The 15,945-nt window shown below is 38.5% G+C and carries 15 protein-coding genes; 2 read left to right on the top strand and 13 right to left on the bottom strand.

Annotated elements, in window-relative coordinates:
* Positions 1–2 precede the first annotated feature (2 nt).
* From lpxA to ACFILA_RS06105, 11 genes are all read right to left on the bottom strand, one after another.
* The gene (lpxA, locus tag ACFILA_RS06155; RefSeq protein WP_375660835.1) at positions 3–827 is read right to left on the bottom strand and encodes an acyl-ACP--UDP-N-acetylglucosamine O-acyltransferase; all 825 of its coding nucleotides are present in this window, start codon (positions 825–827) and stop codon (positions 3–5) included.
* Positions 828–851: 24 nt separating this feature from the next.
* Positions 852–1,319 carry a 3-hydroxyacyl-ACP dehydratase FabZ gene (fabZ, locus tag ACFILA_RS06150; protein ID WP_273790672.1) on the bottom strand — a complete coding sequence of 156 codons (468 nt, stop codon included), beginning with the start codon at positions 1,317–1,319 and terminating at the stop codon, positions 852–854.
* A gap of 1 nt (position 1,320) precedes the next feature.
* On the bottom strand, positions 1,321–2,367 hold the full coding sequence (gene lpxD / locus ACFILA_RS06145; RefSeq protein WP_273790671.1) for a UDP-3-O-(3-hydroxymyristoyl)glucosamine N-acyltransferase: 1,047 nt from the start codon (positions 2,365–2,367) through the stop codon (positions 1,321–1,323).
* A 65-nt stretch (positions 2,368–2,432) separates the two neighbouring features.
* Positions 2,433–4,829 carry an outer membrane protein assembly factor BamA gene (gene bamA / locus ACFILA_RS06140; protein ID WP_273790670.1) on the bottom strand — a complete coding sequence of 799 codons (2,397 nt, stop codon included), beginning with the start codon at positions 4,827–4,829 and terminating at the stop codon, positions 2,433–2,435.
* Between the two features lie 211 nt (positions 4,830–5,040).
* Positions 5,041–6,189, bottom strand: coding sequence for an RIP metalloprotease (locus ACFILA_RS06135; RefSeq protein WP_375660834.1), 1,149 nt, complete (start codon positions 6,187–6,189; stop codon positions 5,041–5,043).
* A gap of 15 nt (positions 6,190–6,204) precedes the next feature.
* On the bottom strand, positions 6,205–7,020 hold the full coding sequence (locus ACFILA_RS06130; protein ID WP_273790668.1) for a phosphatidate cytidylyltransferase: 816 nt from the start codon (positions 7,018–7,020) through the stop codon (positions 6,205–6,207).
* A 724-nt stretch (positions 7,021–7,744) separates the two neighbouring features.
* Positions 7,745–8,305, bottom strand: a complete 561-nt coding sequence (frr, locus tag ACFILA_RS06125) for a ribosome recycling factor (protein WP_375660833.1) — start codon at positions 8,303–8,305, stop codon at positions 7,745–7,747.
* Between the two features lie 37 nt (positions 8,306–8,342).
* Complete coding sequence (pyrH, locus tag ACFILA_RS06120) at positions 8,343–9,062, bottom strand: UMP kinase (RefSeq protein ID WP_273790666.1); 720 nt, start codon at positions 9,060–9,062, stop codon at positions 8,343–8,345.
* Positions 9,063–9,219: 157 nt separating this feature from the next.
* The gene (gene tsf / locus ACFILA_RS06115) at positions 9,220–10,143 is read right to left on the bottom strand and encodes a translation elongation factor Ts (RefSeq protein WP_375630041.1); all 924 of its coding nucleotides are present in this window, start codon (positions 10,141–10,143) and stop codon (positions 9,220–9,222) included.
* Between the two features lie 102 nt (positions 10,144–10,245).
* A complete protein-coding gene (gene rpsB, locus ACFILA_RS06110; protein WP_273788135.1) occupies positions 10,246–11,025 on the bottom strand; it encodes a 30S ribosomal protein S2 in 780 nt (259 codons plus the stop codon).
* Positions 11,026–11,192: 167 nt separating this feature from the next.
* Positions 11,193–12,029 (bottom strand): cell envelope integrity EipB family protein, encoded by an 837-nt coding sequence (locus ACFILA_RS06105; RefSeq protein ID WP_273790664.1) that lies wholly within the window; start codon positions 12,027–12,029, stop codon positions 11,193–11,195.
* Positions 12,030–12,174: 145 nt separating this feature from the next.
* Here ACFILA_RS06105 and ACFILA_RS06100 point away from each other — a divergent pair, with 145 nt between their 5' ends.
* A complete protein-coding gene (locus tag ACFILA_RS06100) occupies positions 12,175–12,636 on the top strand; it encodes a RidA family protein (RefSeq protein ID WP_375607219.1) in 462 nt (153 codons plus the stop codon).
* 134 nt (positions 12,637–12,770) lie between these two features.
* A complete protein-coding gene (locus tag ACFILA_RS06095) occupies positions 12,771–13,193 on the top strand; it encodes an HIT family protein (protein WP_273790662.1) in 423 nt (140 codons plus the stop codon).
* Between the two features lie 7 nt (positions 13,194–13,200).
* Here the strand turns inward: ACFILA_RS06095 and clpA are convergent, their stop codons facing one another.
* Complete coding sequence (gene clpA, locus ACFILA_RS06090) at positions 13,201–15,552, bottom strand: ATP-dependent Clp protease ATP-binding subunit ClpA (RefSeq protein ID WP_375643549.1); 2,352 nt, start codon at positions 15,550–15,552, stop codon at positions 13,201–13,203.
* A gap of 6 nt (positions 15,553–15,558) precedes the next feature.
* Complete coding sequence (clpS, locus tag ACFILA_RS06085) at positions 15,559–15,930, bottom strand: ATP-dependent Clp protease adapter ClpS (protein WP_273790742.1); 372 nt, start codon at positions 15,928–15,930, stop codon at positions 15,559–15,561.
* Positions 15,931–15,945: the final 15 nt, after the last annotated feature.

The following is a 15,945-nucleotide window of genomic DNA, read 5'->3' as shown; positions in this document are numbered from 1 at the left end:
TTTTAATCCTTATGTTCTTTTATTCTAACACCTTCAAATTTTGGTGTACAATAAAAACGCTTTCCTTCTTCTTTAATAAAATTAACAACTTCAGAAACAGACTGAGAAGAAGAATAAAAAGAAGCAACATCACTAACACGCTCTTTAAATGGTTTGCTATGATCAAAAAGCATGGCAACCGCATGACGGAGTGCATGAATATCTTGACGCTCAAGTCCTGCACGCTTCATGCCAATAATATTGAGGCCGGCAAGTTTTGCCTGCACACCAACAGCTGTTCCATAAGGTATCAGATCACCAACCAGTGCAGATACGCCGCCGATAAATGCATGATGTCCAACACGAACAAATTGATGAACAGCAGCACCACCACCAATAATCACATAATCACCAACAGTGACATGACCAGCAATCATTGCGTTATTGGCAAATGTTACATGATTGCCTACATAACAATCGTGAGCGATATGCGCATAACAAAAAAATTGGCAATTATCACCAACAACTGTCATTCCTACACTCGAATCGGAACCCCTATGCATTGTTACACCTTCACGAATCGTACAATTCTTACCAATAAAAAGAGTTGTAGCTCCTCCTTTATGTTTATTATTTTGCGGATCTGCCCCCAAAACAGCATGAGAAAATACTTTACTCTTGGCTCCTAATGTTGTCTTTCCCATTATTACAACATGACTTGTCAAACTACATTCATCACCAATAACAGCCTCTGAACTAATATGGCAAAATGGTCCAACGCGTACATTCTCACCAAGCTGCGCTCCCTTCTCCACAAGAGCAGTTGGATGGATTTTCGTACCGGACATTTTTAAATTCCCATCAAATATCGTTTATTCTTCTTCGACAATCATCGCAGCAATTTCTGCTTCAGCGACGCGGACATCTTCTACTTTTGCAACACATGAAAAACGTCTCATACCAGATCTTTTTTTCAAAAGCTGAACATGAATCTTGAGCTGATCACCAGGCATAACCGGCTTACGAAATTTCGCATTATCAACCGTCATAAGGTAAACTAAATTTGTTTGCTTATTGCCTAAATTTAAAAGTGCTATTGCTCCTGCCGTTTGTGCCATAGCTTCTAAAATCAAAACTCCAGGCATAACAGGCTTTGCGGGAAAATGTCCCGTAAAATGTGGCTCATTAATCGTTATATTTTTAATACCAATCGCTTCTTGTTCACCATCAATATCAACGATACGATCAATCAATAAAAATGGATAACGGTGCGGTAATATTGATAATAGTTTTTCAATATCGACAGCCTCTAAGTTTTTAGTTTTTTCACTGCTGATCATATCAGCGTTTCTCCTTTTTAACTTTTCCCATACTGCGCAACGCCGCTACTTCACGAAACCATTGTTTAAATGGTCGCGCTGGACTACCTCCCCATTTTTCGCCATCCGGAATGTCATTCATAACACCACTACGAGCAGCAATCTGAACAGATTTACCTATTATGATGTGATCAGCTACTCCCACACTTCCGCCAAGCTGAGACATATCCCCTATAGATGTACTTCCCGCAATGCCACATTGAGCGGCAATAAGACAATAGCGTCCAATTTTTACATTGTGGGCAATTTGTACAAGATTATCAATCTTGCTTCCTTCACCAATAACAGTATCTTGAAATGTCCCACGATCAATTGTCGTGTTCGCACCAACTTCTACACCATCCTCAATAATAACACGACCAAGCTGTGGAATTTTCTCGATTCCAACTCCGCCTCCAACATAACCAAAACCATCTTGTCCAATGCAAACGCCAGGATAAAGCTGAACCTTATCACCTATTATAGAACACTGAACTGTTACCTTAGGAGCAATATAGCAGTCACATCCAATACGGCAATTTTCACCGATAACAGCTGTGGATGAAATAAGAGTTCCTGCACCAATCTCAACATTTTTACCAATAACAGCTCCAGCTTCAATACACACATCATGTGCCAACTTAGCCGTTGGATGAATATGCGCATGTAATGAAATCCCCTTCTGCCCCAACCAAGGCATTGGCTTGACAGAATCTGGAAACAAAATACGACCAATCTGAGCAAAGTCACGCTGTGGTGTGGATGTCACCAAAATTGCCATAGTTTCAGGAACTTTAAAAACAATCTCATTCGTACACAAAACAGCAACAGCAGAACTGTCCAGTAAAGCATCAGAAAACTTCCGATGCTCTACAAAAACAAGCGAACCTTCCACAGCACTCTCAAGTGAAGAAAGAGTATTGATAACTTTATGAGAAAACTCTGGATTAAGAAGCTTTGCACCCGTCAACTCAGCAGCATTTGCAACTGTCAATCGTCGGGACGGCGTAAAAAAAAATGTATCCGCCATCAAAACACTTTCTCTCCCAGCTTAAGCTATTCTCTTCAAATTTTTCCTTCTTAAAATCGCTCAAATCAGAACTTCGTAGAAATACCAAAATTCAATTGTTGCAAACGATCACCTTCCTGCTTCGTTATTGGCCAAGCATAATCAAAACGCAAAGGACCAAACGGAGAATCCCACATCAAACTCACACCTGCAGATGAACGCCAAGCACTTTTGGTATTGGTAACAGACGGTTCACCCTGAAAAACGGCTTTATAATTATTGCCATAAAGCGTGGCAATATCCGCAAATAAAGCACCGCGCAACCCGAATCCTTCAGGCACAACAGGGATAGGAAACTGTACTTCAGCAGTCGCATTCATATATGTCGTTCCCCCCAAGAAATAAACCTCACCCTTACTGGAAACCTGGCGCGGACCTATTCCATTATATTTGAACCCTCGAATCATATCAGAATTTACTTTAAACATATCGAAAATACGAACACCTTCTTTGCCTACTTCATGGATATAACCACCCCCAAAGGAAAGCAAACCAACGATATCCTTCTGGTCAGAAAGAGTCTTGTACATCATCGCCTTACCCGTGGTCTTCAAGAACTTTGCACTCCCACCAAGCCCTGCATATTCCTGAAGCAGATGCACGTACCACCCATCATGGGGGGATCTCATATCATCAATCGTATTATAGGTGAAACCATAACTAATTGATGAACGTTTCCAAGGGCTGTGTTTTGCAGCTTGAACAATCGCACCAGAATATTTCCCATATAATTCTATTATGTCACCCTCTTTGTCAAAATCATACTCTCCGCCAAAATCATATTCTTCCTGCACATAAGAATAAGCTACATTAGCAGATAATTGATTATTAATAGGTAACGAAAACCGCAACGATCCACCTGTCTGCCGTACATCATAGGCTTTATCAGCACGATAAGTACTACGAAAAACATCAACGCCAGCAGATAAACGATATCCTAAGAAATAAGGATCAACAAATGATAAATTATAATTACGAGATTTTTCTTGCCCCGCACCTAATCCTAAACGAACATATTGACCACGTCCCCCAAGATTACGTTCAGTAACAGAAACTTCAAGTGACATACCAGGACTTGTTCCCCCTGTTGTATACCCTCCAGAAAGAGAGAGATCTCCTGTTGAAGCTTCAACGACATCTATTACCAAAACAACTTGGTCAGATTGATCTGTGGGAACCATTGAAATATTAACGGCTTTGAAGAAACCTAAACTTTCTAGACGACGTTTCGCCCGCTGTAGTAAAGTTTGATTGTAAGCATCTCCTTCATTTAAATCAATCTCACGGCGAATGACGTAATCACGCGTTTTCTCATTGCCACGTATATCAATACGTTGAATATAAGCACGTGTACCCTGTTCAATATTATATAAAATTGAAATTGTATGATTTGCTAAATTACGATTTCCCCGCGGTTCAACTTTAGCAAAAGCATATCCCGAATCAGCAACTTTGTTATTAATAGTTGCAACAGACTGTTCAATATCTTCTGCACTATAAACATTACCTGGCTGGGTTTTAAGCACCCTTTTCACAGATTGAACGTCAATTCCATCAACATCACTTTCAACCTGAATATCGCTAATTTTATAGAGCGCACCCTCATCAAGAACGAAAGAAATTTTATACGTATTGCTTGCTGCATCAAAAGTTGCTTTAGAAGAGACTACACGAAAATCTGCATAACCACGGTTATAATAAAAGCGACGTAAAGCTTCTTCATCAACAGCGAGGCGCTCTTCACTGTAAACATCACCTCCCAACAACTTCGAAAAAATTCCTGAAGTTTTTGTTGAAATCACATCACGCAAACGGCGACTTCCAAAGACACTATTGCCCTTAAAAGTGATATCACCAATCTTTGTTTTTTTCCCTTCAACGACATTAAATACCACATTAACCCGCCCTTTTCCAAGGTTAATCGTTTGAACGTTAACAGTGATATTATTACGACCAAGAGTTTTATAAGCCTCACGAATTGTATTTATATCAGCAGAAAGCTTAGCAGAATTAAAAGGCTCATTCGGTTTTAAAGAAATAAACCGCTTAAGATCTGGGTCTTTAAAAGATTTATTTCCTTGAAACAATATTTGATTGACAACCTCATATTCTTTTACGAATACAACCAATTTATCACCCACCGGATTTATTTTAACATCATAAAATAAACCCAATTCGAAAAGGTTCTTCACAGCACTATCAACATCACCACTGGAAACACCTTGCCCAACCTTAATCCCCATATTGTCTCGAATCGCCTGAGAACTTACAAACTTATTCCCACGAACCTCAATAGAGCGGACTACAGACGCTTGTATTTCTCCGACCGCAGCAATTGACATAAAAACCGTTGCTGGGGCAATCATCCCCATCTTTAACACCAATACAGATGCTGCATTTAAAAACTTTGAATTCGTAGTCATTGGCTTTTTTACCTTACTCTCGTTCCTTGGACATGATGCCTTAAAAAGCTAACTGCCATAACAACCTTTTTACAGCTTTACAGCGAGACTTTTCATTCCTTAATTACTCATTATAATCTACAACGCCACAACATTTTGTAGACATGGTAAACAACCTTAAATTTGTTTTTGCTATTATTACTTAATTTATAAAGCGTTTTCCATAATTTAATTAGCTAAACCAACAAAAATAATCATTAAAAAAGACAAAGATCATAAAAAGGAGAAGAATGGAAAAACCTAAACGAAAAACGATTCCCTGAATTTTGGCAGATATTTTTCTCCCAGTAATGACCTCAATGACATGCAATAAAAGATGCCCACCGTCAAGCGGTAGAATCGGAAAAAGGTTAATAAGCCCAACACTTATTGAAAGAAAAGCTGCCAAATTCAACAAAGAGATAAAACCTGTCTCGCTCACTTTCCAAGCAATTTTAACGGTTTTAGAAGGTCCACTTAGCCGACAACGATCCTCTTTGCCTCCTATTAAACGACTCATAAAAAGAACGGTTTGAGTGGCGATAAACACAGTACGATCTGACGCTTCTCTTACAGCTGTTACAAAACCATAGCGAATATGTTTTATATAAGTTGGATCTAAATGTGCTGGATTATTTAAATCAACAGGAACACCTACACCTATCATAGCACTTCGTGTTCGATTACCAAATCCATCATCTCGCTCAACGACTTTCGGGGTAATCATGGTTGTAAAGACTCGCCCCATGCGTTCTATTTTAAACTCTATGGGTTCTCTTCCGTGAAAAGCTACATAATTCATCAAATCTTCAAAGCTTTCAACCCGTCGTCCATCCATTTCAACAAAACGATCACCTAATTCCAAACCGGATTGAAGAGCAGGGCTATCTTTTACCAAAGAACCAACAACGGGCTCAATGGCTACACGACCATAGATAAAGAAAAAAAATGTTAGAATAACAACAGTAAAAAGGGCATTGAAGAAAGGACCGGCAAAAACAGTTGCTGCTTTTTTCCAAGCATGCGCACTAGCAAATGAACCATCGACAATCAGAGATGATTGGAATGATTCCGTATCGATTTTTTCCTCATCCCCAACAAATTTTACATAACCTCCTAAGGGGATAAGTGCTAAACGCCACTTCGTGCCATGCTTATCTGTATAACTCGCTATTTCTGGTCCAAATCCAAGCGAAAAAATTAACGCCTTAATACCACACCACCGACCAATGAGATAATGCCCAAATTCGTGCACAAAAATGATAATCATAATGATGAAAAGAATACTCAAACTTCTTAAAAGAAAATCACCCATAGTGACGATATGATTTAAAAGTTCCAAACGATCTTCTCCCAATTAGATCATACTAAAAAGATTAAAAGGCGCATCCATATCAGACATAAATGAACCAATTAAATAAAGAAGAAAAGCTGCCCCTACCAATCCATCTATACGATCCATAAAACCACCATGTCCAGGCAATAAAGAACTAGAATCTTTAACAGAAAACCGTCTTTTGAGCCACGATTGCCCTAAATCACTCAATTGTGAAACAATTGATAAAACAAGTGTAAGGAGTGGCACAAAAAAACTAGCTAAATTTATATCAAAAAATCCAAAAGCAACCCATATACCACCGAAAACTCCGACAAATGTACCACCAAGTGCTCCTGACCATGTTTTATTAGGAGAAAATTGTGGTGCTAATTTAGGGCCCCCTAATGCACGTCCGATAAAATAACCACCAATATCTGTTCCCCACACTATCGTAAATAAGAAAATAACAACTTGGAACCCCAACATTTCATGATCCCGTAGAAAGCATAAAGCAACAACAGGAAAAGATGCATATAAAAAACCACAAAAAACCCAACCACTCTTTTTTATAGATATAATAGCCAACACCGCAGCCAAAACGATTAAAACACAAAAAATCAACGGAGCAGATACACTCAACACTAAAAAAAAGCCAAAGATCAAGTAAAAGATACTTGCTAATATTTTTTGTAAAACACACCACTTCTCTTTAGTAATACTCATCCACTCATAAAGAACAAAACCACCAATACACCATACAAATAAAAAAAAGAAGTTTCCTCCCAACCATGTTAGATACAACGCAATAACGCCAAAAACAAAAGCTGTCAGAATACGATAAACCAAATTAGACAAAACAACATCCAAACAATAAAAATAGAAAATACAAGCCCTGAAATTAACGCAAGAAAAATTCCCCTACGCAGTGTTTTTATCTCATACCTGTATAATTTCTCTTATAATTTATCATAAATAATTCAGTCTACTAAGATAGCGCTTATGAGACTAATAATCAATGAAAACAGCTTCAAAAATCTCAGTCAAGATTAATCCTAAATATTTTTTTAATATTTTCTCAAATATAAAATGAAAAAGCAGCTACCTCTGCCCCATACAAATTAACTAATATAGGTTTCGTATAAAAACACTTTTCTATCAACTATTCGTCATTTAAAAACGAATTACGCCACATAACATCTGCTTGATCGATCATACCCACATGTTTTATAATGAGAAATAAGAGAAAGGTTAGGCTTAATATTCTTTCCCCAACCTTCATCTTAGAATATTTGAATAATTTCTAATAATGCTTTCATTATGCAGTTTAACAAAGACGTACTCAACTAAAAGCCCACACTATGCTGTTAAATAGTGTCTTCCAGCAAAGGGCATGATTTACCACGCAGATTAAAAAATTTAAACATCTGCCCTTTCAAATCAGTCTCTCCCATATCAAAATGATAGAATACCTTCCTGCATCACACCTTGCTATCACAGAACACACCACCCCTCCTATTATCCCTAGAAACAATTTACAGGCTTGGGAGTATAACATCCTTTTTCTAGCGACAAAACCGTCTTAAACGTGCATAATTTCAGATTCTTTTACGGCTAAAATTTTATCAATATCAGTAATAGTTTCATCTGTGAGTTTTTGAACTTTTTCAGACAAACTATGGGCTTCATCTTGTCCAATTTCACCATCTTTTTCTAACTTTTTCAAATTGTCCAGACCATCCCGACGGACATGACGTGTAGCAACACGCGCTTGCTCTGCATAGTGATGCGCAATTTTTACAAGTTCTTTACGGCGCTCTTCATTCAACTCAGGCAAAGGAATACGTAGATTCGTACCATCAGTTATGGGATTTAAACCAAGACCAGAATCGCGAATAGCGCGCTCTACAGCTCCGACCATCGTTTTATCCCATACAGAAACAGAAAGCATCCGAGGTTCGGGAACAGAAATATTAGCAACCTGATTTATATGCACAACAGAACCATAAGATTCAACGGTCAACGGCTCTAATAAACTGGCCGATGCACGTCCAGTCCGCAAACCACCTAATTCATGTTTAAAAGCCGTAATGGCACCATCCATGCGACGTTTCAGATCATCCATAATTGATGTAACATTCATATTTCTGTCTCCTTCAATTGTCCTTTGAAGCTTACCCTTATTCCGATACTATTGTAAAGCGTCCTGTTCCATTCAAGACCTTAGCCAAACCGCCTTTTTCATGAATGGAATACACAATAATCGGTACATTGTTCTCACGTGCTAAAGTGACCGCCGTTGAATCCATAACAGATAATCCCCATTGCAAAACTTCAACATGTGTTAATTGGTCAAAACGCTTAGCCGTAGGGTCTATTTTTGGATCTGCTGAATAAATACCATCAACTTGTGTTCCTTTAAGAAGGACATCCGCACCAATTTCTGCTGCACGTAAAGTAGCAGCAGAATCAGTGGTAAAAAATGGATTTCCTGTACCACCTGCAAAAATAACAACTTTTCCCTGATTCATATAAGCTATTGCTTTACGTTGCGAGAAACTTTCACAAATTTGTGGCATAGCAATCGCAGAGAGTACAACAGTTTCAACCCCTAATTTTGTCAAAGATGTTCGCAATGCTAAAGAGTTAATAGCAGTTGCAAGCATTCCCATATGATCACCTGTCACTCGGTCCCCACCATGCGAAGCAACAGCAACGCCACGAAAAATATTTCCCCCACCGATAACAACCGCAACTTCTATCCCCATTGTGCGCACTTCTGCAATATCAGCGGCAATACGGTCTACAACAGAAACATCAATGCCAAAATTCTGCCCTCCCATAAGAGCTTCACCAGAAGCCTTTAAAAGAATACGTTTATACGGAAGTGCTAATGCCATTAATAATCTCCCCAAAAGCCTATTTACTTTTTGCTTTTGACATCACGAAGGGCACCACTTTTTTCACGTGACGCCCTATCAACAATTACATTGTTCCCCTCAGAGATTCTACAACCAACGATATGACTTTAAATCTCTGTTCAAGAGTTTGCAATAACTAGCCTTTTACAGCAGCAGCAACCTCTGCAGCAAAATCAGACTCCTCTTTTTCCACACCTTCACCTAATGCAAAACGAATAAAGCCTGTAATTTTTGCTGGAGCACCAATTGATTTCTCAGCATCCTTTAAAGCGGCCTCAACAGTTATATCAGGATTCATAACAAAAGCTTGAGAAAGCAAAACAACCTCTTCAAAAAACTTACGCATACGTCCTTCTACCATTTTTTCAATGATATTTTCAGGTTTTCCAGACTGACGTGCTTGATCTGAAAAAATTGCTTTTTCACGCTCAACAGCAGCAGCATCAACATCTTGAGCTGTAAGTGCTAATGGATTGGTTGCCGCAATATGCATCGCGACCTGCCGACCAAAAGCAAGAGCAGCTTCCTTATTTCCTGTTGTTTCAATCGCAACCAAAACACCAAGTTTTCCAAGCCCATCAGCCACACTATTGTGTATATAAGTCGCAACAACACCATTCTCAACAGACAATTTAGCGGAACGACGAAATGTCATATTTTCGCCAATTGTACCAATTGCATCTTTAATCGTAAGCTCTACAGTCTTCTCAGAGCCTGGATAAAGAGAAACAGAAACAGATTCAACATCCCCTGGCGTATCTAAGGCAGCAGTTGCTACTTTACGCACAATGTCTTGGAATCCATCATTGCGTGCAACAAAATCTGTTTCAGAATTAATCTCAACCAAAACTGCATGTGAATCTTTTGATACGACTCCGATTAATCCCTCAGCTGCTGTACGACCAGCCTTTTTATCTGCTTTAGCTATTCCTTTTTTACGAAGCCAATCAACAGCAGCTTCCATATCACCATTGGTCTCTGCTAGAGCGGCTTTACAGTCCATCATACCAGCGCCAGATAGTTCTCGAAGTTCTTTTACTTGTGCAGCAGTAATGCTCATATTTGCCTCTTTATTTTGTAACAGTGAAAGCGTGCAAAATCCCTCTGCACGCCTATAACTTCTTTTTTAGACAATAAAAGTACCTTAATTAGGCGTTTTATATTATTCAGAAACTTCTGAAACTGCATTTTCTTCCAAAATAGGCTCCACAGGTGCATCAACTTGAGCTCCTAAATCGATACCCATTGCTCCTTGCTGGCGTGCAATACCATCAAGAGCAGCACGGGCAAAAAGATCGCAATAAAGAGAAATTGCACGTGAAGCATCGTCATTACCTGGTATTGGATGTGTTACGTCATCGGGATCACAATTGGTATCAATAATAGCAATCACTGGAATACCTAAACGTTTTGCTTCTTGGAGTGCAATATTTTCTTTATTCGTATCGATAACAAAGATAAGATCTGGAACAGAACCCATATCTTTAATACCACCAAGCGCACGATTAAGCTTTTCACGATCACGTTCAAGATTTAAACGTTCCTTTTTGGTAAAGCCTTGCGCTTCAGCAGCAAGAATTTTATCAAGCTTCCGCAAACGATGGATCGAATTGGAAATCGTTTTCCAGTTTGTGAGCATGCCGCCAAGCCAACGTGCATTAACGTAATACTGGGCGGAACGATTCGCCGCATCTGCGATAATGTCAGATGCTTGCCGTTTCGTACCAACAAAGAGAATACGACCACCACGCGCTACAGTATCTGAAACAAGTTTAAGCGCTTGGTGTAAAAGTGGAACGGTCTGAGCAAGGTCAATAATATGGATATTATTACGCTGACCATAAATATAGGGAGTCATTTTGGGATTCCAGCGATGAGTCTGGTGACCAAAATGCACACCGGCTTCTAAAAGCTGGTGCATAGTAAAATCGGGTAGTGCCATCAATCTTATCCTTTCCGGTTCAACCTCCGCGGAAAAAGCAGAAAGACCTGCTACCGGCGGATGCTTGCTAGAATTTTCTCACAGATCATTTGCAAACACCCAGACTCCGCGTGTGGAATAGCGCAAACATACTAATATTTGATTCTTTTTCAAGTTATTTTCTTTAATCATTTAATATTTGCATTTTCACATTGATTAAGATCTTTTCCAAGTTCCAAGAATTCGAGACTGTTCAATTTTGCACGCACTGAAAAAGTTCCATAATCTATATGAAGATCACGCATGACACCATTCTCATGTAAGAGAAAACTGCTACGATAAACCGGCAAACCATCTTTATTTTCTCCATCATCAAAATAAGAAATTGTAACAGGCCAATATTCTTCTTCATCCAATTTTCTTACTTTTTCCGTTTCGCTATCAGATAAAAGCGTCTTCTTTTCCCCTATGACGATACTTTCTTTTATAACTTTATCTGCTTTATTTGTCCCATCAAATACAGTAACATTGTAAAAATGATCTCCTGCTTTTGCATGGCGGATAATATTTTTTAGTTGCATTATTGGAAATTCAGCCATTGCAAGCTTATACTCTTTTTCCTTTGGCTTTTTTAAGGTAACTGTAATACCATCTTGAGTACGCTCCGCAACCCCCTCGGCACGATGCACAACCTCTTCTCCCTCTTGATCTGTGATATTAAAACGAAATGTACGGCTGTCTCCTGTCTCATAACTCGTCGTCTGTTGATCCGTCAAACGTACTGGCATATCTTCAATGTGAACACGGCTAATGAAACGAAAACGTGTGCTATAGCCTTGGCATGCCGAACCAGTAAGCTCGTAAACCATTCGTCCTGACATCGCAGAAATTGTCATTTCATGAGAAACACTATCGAGATGAAAATCATAAATTGCTCGATGAGGCACAATAAAAATGGGCTCTTCAGCTCTCGCAGTACATAAAAAAACAATATATAAAATTATTATAAATAATGATCTAATCATTCCCAACTTCCGAACTTTATCCCCGTTGCATAACATCATACAATAAGGCAAAAAAGGCTAATTTCTCAATTAACCACACATTTTCTTAAATCAAAAAATAGATTATGCAATGAATATATTATAGAGCAGCTATGGAGTTAACATTATGACCAATATGATTGAAAAAAACTTAGAGAAGTTCGGAATCACTCTTCCTGAAGTAATCTCCCCCCTTGCCAATTACATCACCACTTCACAAAGTGGCAATCAACTCTTTATTTCTGGACAACTCCCTCTTATTAATGGAAAACCAATAGCCATCGGTAAAGTTGGTGCAACTGTGAATACCGAACAAGCCCAAAAAGCGTCCGAAGCTTGCGCTCTCAATATTCTCGCGCAACTCAAGGCAACTCTGGGTGACTTAAATAAAATAAAACGTGTGGTAAAAATTACTGTTTTTGTGGCTGTAGATTCTCATTTTACCGATATTCCTTTTGTTGCCAATGGAGCTTCTAATTTATTCGTCAATATCCTTGGTGAAATTGGAAAACACGCCCGTTCTGCTATTGGTGTTGCCTCTCTTCCTATGGATGTTCCTGTAGAAGTTGAAGCCATCATAGAAATCTAAACCTTCATTAAGACAGTGCAGCATCCTAAATATAACTGAAGTCAAAATACTTCTTTGTCTTACACTCTGATAAACCTTGCATTTTTTCGTTTTTAAATTAGAATCTTAAAATTACAATAAAAGGAAATATTTGTATGAAACAAGCTTACGACAATAACAATATTTTTGCTAAATTGATTCGCAATGAAATCCCTTCTGTTCGTGTCTACGAAGATGATGATGTTATTGGATTTATGGATATCATGCCACAGGCACCAGGTCATACGCTAGTCATTCCTAAAAAAGGCTCGAGAAATTTACTTGATGCGGATACTGAGACATTATTTCCTGTTATTAAAGCTGTTCAAAAAATTGCAAATGCCGTCAAAAAAGCCTTTCAGGCAGATGGCATAACTGTCATGCAATTTAATGAAGCAGCTAGTCAACAAACCGTTTATCACCTCCATTTTCATATTATACCACGTATGAAGGGAATAGAACTTACCCCTCATAATGATATGATAACGCCTACAGAAATACTTGAAGAGAATGCAAAAAAAATCCGTGCTGCCTTATAACACACTCTTAAGTTGTTGAGCTTTTTTTTCCTACACGTTTTTTTGTAAAATTTTCCATTTTACTTTTCTTTGAACTTACAGATATATCGGAAGATGAAATTTCTAACTGTAAGCTTTCTTTTTTACCATTTGATTTTTGTGTCAATACGCGAACGGTACCACCATTGCGTAACTTTCCAAATAAAATTTCATCAGCTAATGGCTTTTTAATATATTCTTGTATAACACGCCCTAATGGGCGTGCTCCCATCTGAGAATCATATCCTTTATTGGAAAGCCATAAAGTTGCAGAAGGGCTTAATTCAAAACAAATTCCCCGATCAGCTAATTGTGCTTCAAGCTGAAAAATAAATTTTTGCACTATCTGATTGATGATTAAATGAGATAAAGGTGCAAACGGAATAATTGCATCTAACCGATTACGAAATTCTGGTGTAAATAACCGATTGATTGCTTCTATATCCTCACCATCACGATGTACTTTCCCAAATCCAATAGCTGATTTTGCCATATCTGAAGCACCAGCATTGGTCGTCATAATCAAAATAACATTGCGGAAATCAATTTTCTTACCATTATGGTCTGTTAATCTACCATAATCCATTACCTGCAATAAAATATTAAATAACTCTGGATGCGCTTTCTCAATCTCATCTAGCAATAGAACTGCGTGAGGTTTCTGATCAACGGCATCTGTAAGGAGACCTCCTTGATCAAACCCTATATAACCTGGAGGTGCTCCGATTAAACGTGCTATCGTATGCCGTTCCATATATTCTGACATATCAAAACGCAATAATTCAATGCCTAAAGATGATGCAAGCTGTTTTGCAACTTCAGTTTTTCCTACACCTGTTGGTCCTGAAAATAAATAACTTCCTATTGGTTTATCCGGTTCGCGTAAACCTGCTCGCGCCAATTTTATGGATGAAACTAAGACGGAAATTGCCTGATCTTGACCATAAACAACATGTTTGAGTTCTCTTTCAAGCTTACTCAGTATCTTCTGATCATTCCGAGAAACTGTTTTTGGTGGAATTCTTGCAATTGTAGCAACAGTCGCTTCAATTTCTTTAACACCTATACTCTTCTTGCGTTGTTTTTGTGGCAAAAGCTTTTGCGCTGCGCCACTTTCATCAATAATATCAATTGCTTTGTCAGGTAACCTACGATCAATTATATAACGTGAAGATAATTCTACAGATGCCTTCATCGCCTGATCTGTATATTTAATCTGATGAAAATCTTCAAAGTAAGGCTTCATCCCTTGCAAAATCTTAATCGCATCTGTAACAGAAGGTTCATTAATATCAATCTTCTGAAAACGACGCTCTAAAGCACGATCTTGTTCAAAGAATTTGCGATATTCTCTATAAGTCGTCGAACCAATACATCGCATAGTTCCAGAAGATAATACAGGTTTCAAAAGATTTGCTGCATCCATATTTCCCCCTAATGTCGCTCCTGCTCCAATTAAGGTATGAATTTCATCAATAAATAAAATAGCATCTGGATATAGCTCAAACTCTTTAATAACTTGCTTTAAGCGTTCTTCAAAATCACCGCGATAACGTGTACCTGCAACAAGTCCCCCCATATCAAGAGAAAATATTGTTGCATTTGATAAAACTTCAGGCACTTGCCCATCAACAATGCGCTTTGCCAATCCCTCAATTATAGCGGTTTTCCCCACTCCAGGATCACCAACCAAAAGCGGATTGTTTTTCGACCTTCGACATAAAATCTGAATCATGCGTGAAATTTCTATTTCACGGCCAATTAATAAATCAACTTTTCCATTACGTGCTTTACAATTGAGATCAACACAATAATTCGTTAAAGCACTTGTTCCTCTTTCACCATTATCCGAAATCTGCTGATCTAATTGCTCTTCAAGTCCTTCAAGTAACATGGATAACCCATCATCACGCGTGACACCCTGTGAAATAAAACGTACAGCATCATAGCGTGTCATTCCCATCTCTTGAAGAAAATATGCTGCATGGCTTTCACGTTCAGAAAAAATTGCAACAAGAACATTTGCCCCCGATACTTCATCTTTTCCAGCCGATTGTGCATGAATCACCGCACGTTGGATAACACGCTGGAAAAAAGCTGTAGGCTTTGTATCCTCATCAGCTCTAATCTGTTCATCTAACTCTGAGCGAAGATAATTGGTTAAGCGCTCTCGCAATTCCTCCACATCTACTTGGCAAGCCTGAATAACGGAATTTGCATCGGCATCATCTAACAGCGCAAGTAGAAGATGCTCTAATGTTGCATATTCATGCCGTGCTTGAGTAGCAATTGTTAATGCACGATGCAAAACCTCTTCAAGACTAGGTGTAAAAGATGGCATAGCTCCTCACTTCCATTCCATTACACATTGTAACGGATGTTCATTTTGACGCGCACATTCTCTCACTTGTAATATTTTCATTTCAGCGACTTCATAAGTATAAGTCCCACATTCTCCTATCCCATTGTGATGAACATTTAACATTATCCGCGTTGCCTCTTCGAAACTTTTTTTAAAAAAGTTCTTCAAAACAAAAACAACAAAATCCATAGGTGTGTAATCATCATTAAGCAAAAAAACTCGACATAATTTAGGTTTTTCGAGTTTTTCTCTAGCCTTAGGCATTATAACCGCACCATGCCTACCTTCATCCCAATTCTTGCCCTTTTCATTATGCATAATATGAGCTATAGAGTTTATTATGAGCGTCTGTCCCATTATCGTTTTCCATGC

The sequence above is a fragment of the Bartonella sp. CL71SXKL genome, assembly GCF_042194935.1.
In the GTDB taxonomy this organism is placed as follows: domain Bacteria; phylum Pseudomonadota; class Alphaproteobacteria; order Rhizobiales; family Rhizobiaceae; genus Bartonella.
Note: the sequence above shows the minus strand (reverse complement) of the source record. Positions and strands in the feature narration are given on the sequence as shown.

Bases quoted from the DNA above. Each gene is read 5' to 3' on its own strand.
- lpxA (WP_375660835.1), bottom strand. From the start codon at position 827: ATGTCCGGTACGAAAATCCATCCAACTGCTCTTGTGGAGAAGGGAGCG.
- fabZ (WP_273790672.1), bottom strand. From the start codon at position 1,319: ATGATCAGCAGTGAAAAAACTAAAAACTTAGAGGCTGTCGATATTGAA.
- lpxD (WP_273790671.1), bottom strand. From the start codon at position 2,367: ATGGCGGATACATTTTTTTTTACGCCGTCCCGACGATTGACAGTTGCA.
- bamA (WP_273790670.1), bottom strand. From the start codon at position 4,829: ATGACTACGAATTCAAAGTTTTTAAATGCAGCATCTGTATTGGTGTTA.
- frr (WP_375660833.1), bottom strand. From the start codon at position 8,305: ATGAATGTTACATCAATTATGGATGATCTGAAACGTCGCATGGATGGT.
- pyrH (WP_273790666.1), bottom strand. From the start codon at position 9,062: ATGGCATTAGCACTTCCGTATAAACGTATTCTTTTAAAGGCTTCTGGT.
- tsf (WP_375630041.1), bottom strand. From the start codon at position 10,143: ATGAGCATTACTGCTGCACAAGTAAAAGAACTTCGAGAACTATCTGGC.
- rpsB (WP_273788135.1), bottom strand. From the start codon at position 11,025: ATGGCACTACCCGATTTTACTATGCACCAGCTTTTAGAAGCCGGTGTG.
- ACFILA_RS06105 (WP_273790664.1), bottom strand. From the start codon at position 12,029: ATGATTAGATCATTATTTATAATAATTTTATATATTGTTTTTTTATGT.
- ACFILA_RS06100 (WP_375607219.1), top strand. From the start codon at position 12,175: ATGACCAATATGATTGAAAAAAACTTAGAGAAGTTCGGAATCACTCTT.
- ACFILA_RS06095 (WP_273790662.1), top strand. From the start codon at position 12,771: ATGAAACAAGCTTACGACAATAACAATATTTTTGCTAAATTGATTCGC.
- clpA (WP_375643549.1), bottom strand. From the start codon at position 15,552: ATGCCATCTTTTACACCTAGTCTTGAAGAGGTTTTGCATCGTGCATTA.
- clpS (WP_273790742.1), bottom strand. From the start codon at position 15,930: ATGGGACAGACGCTCATAATAAACTCTATAGCTCATATTATGCATAAT.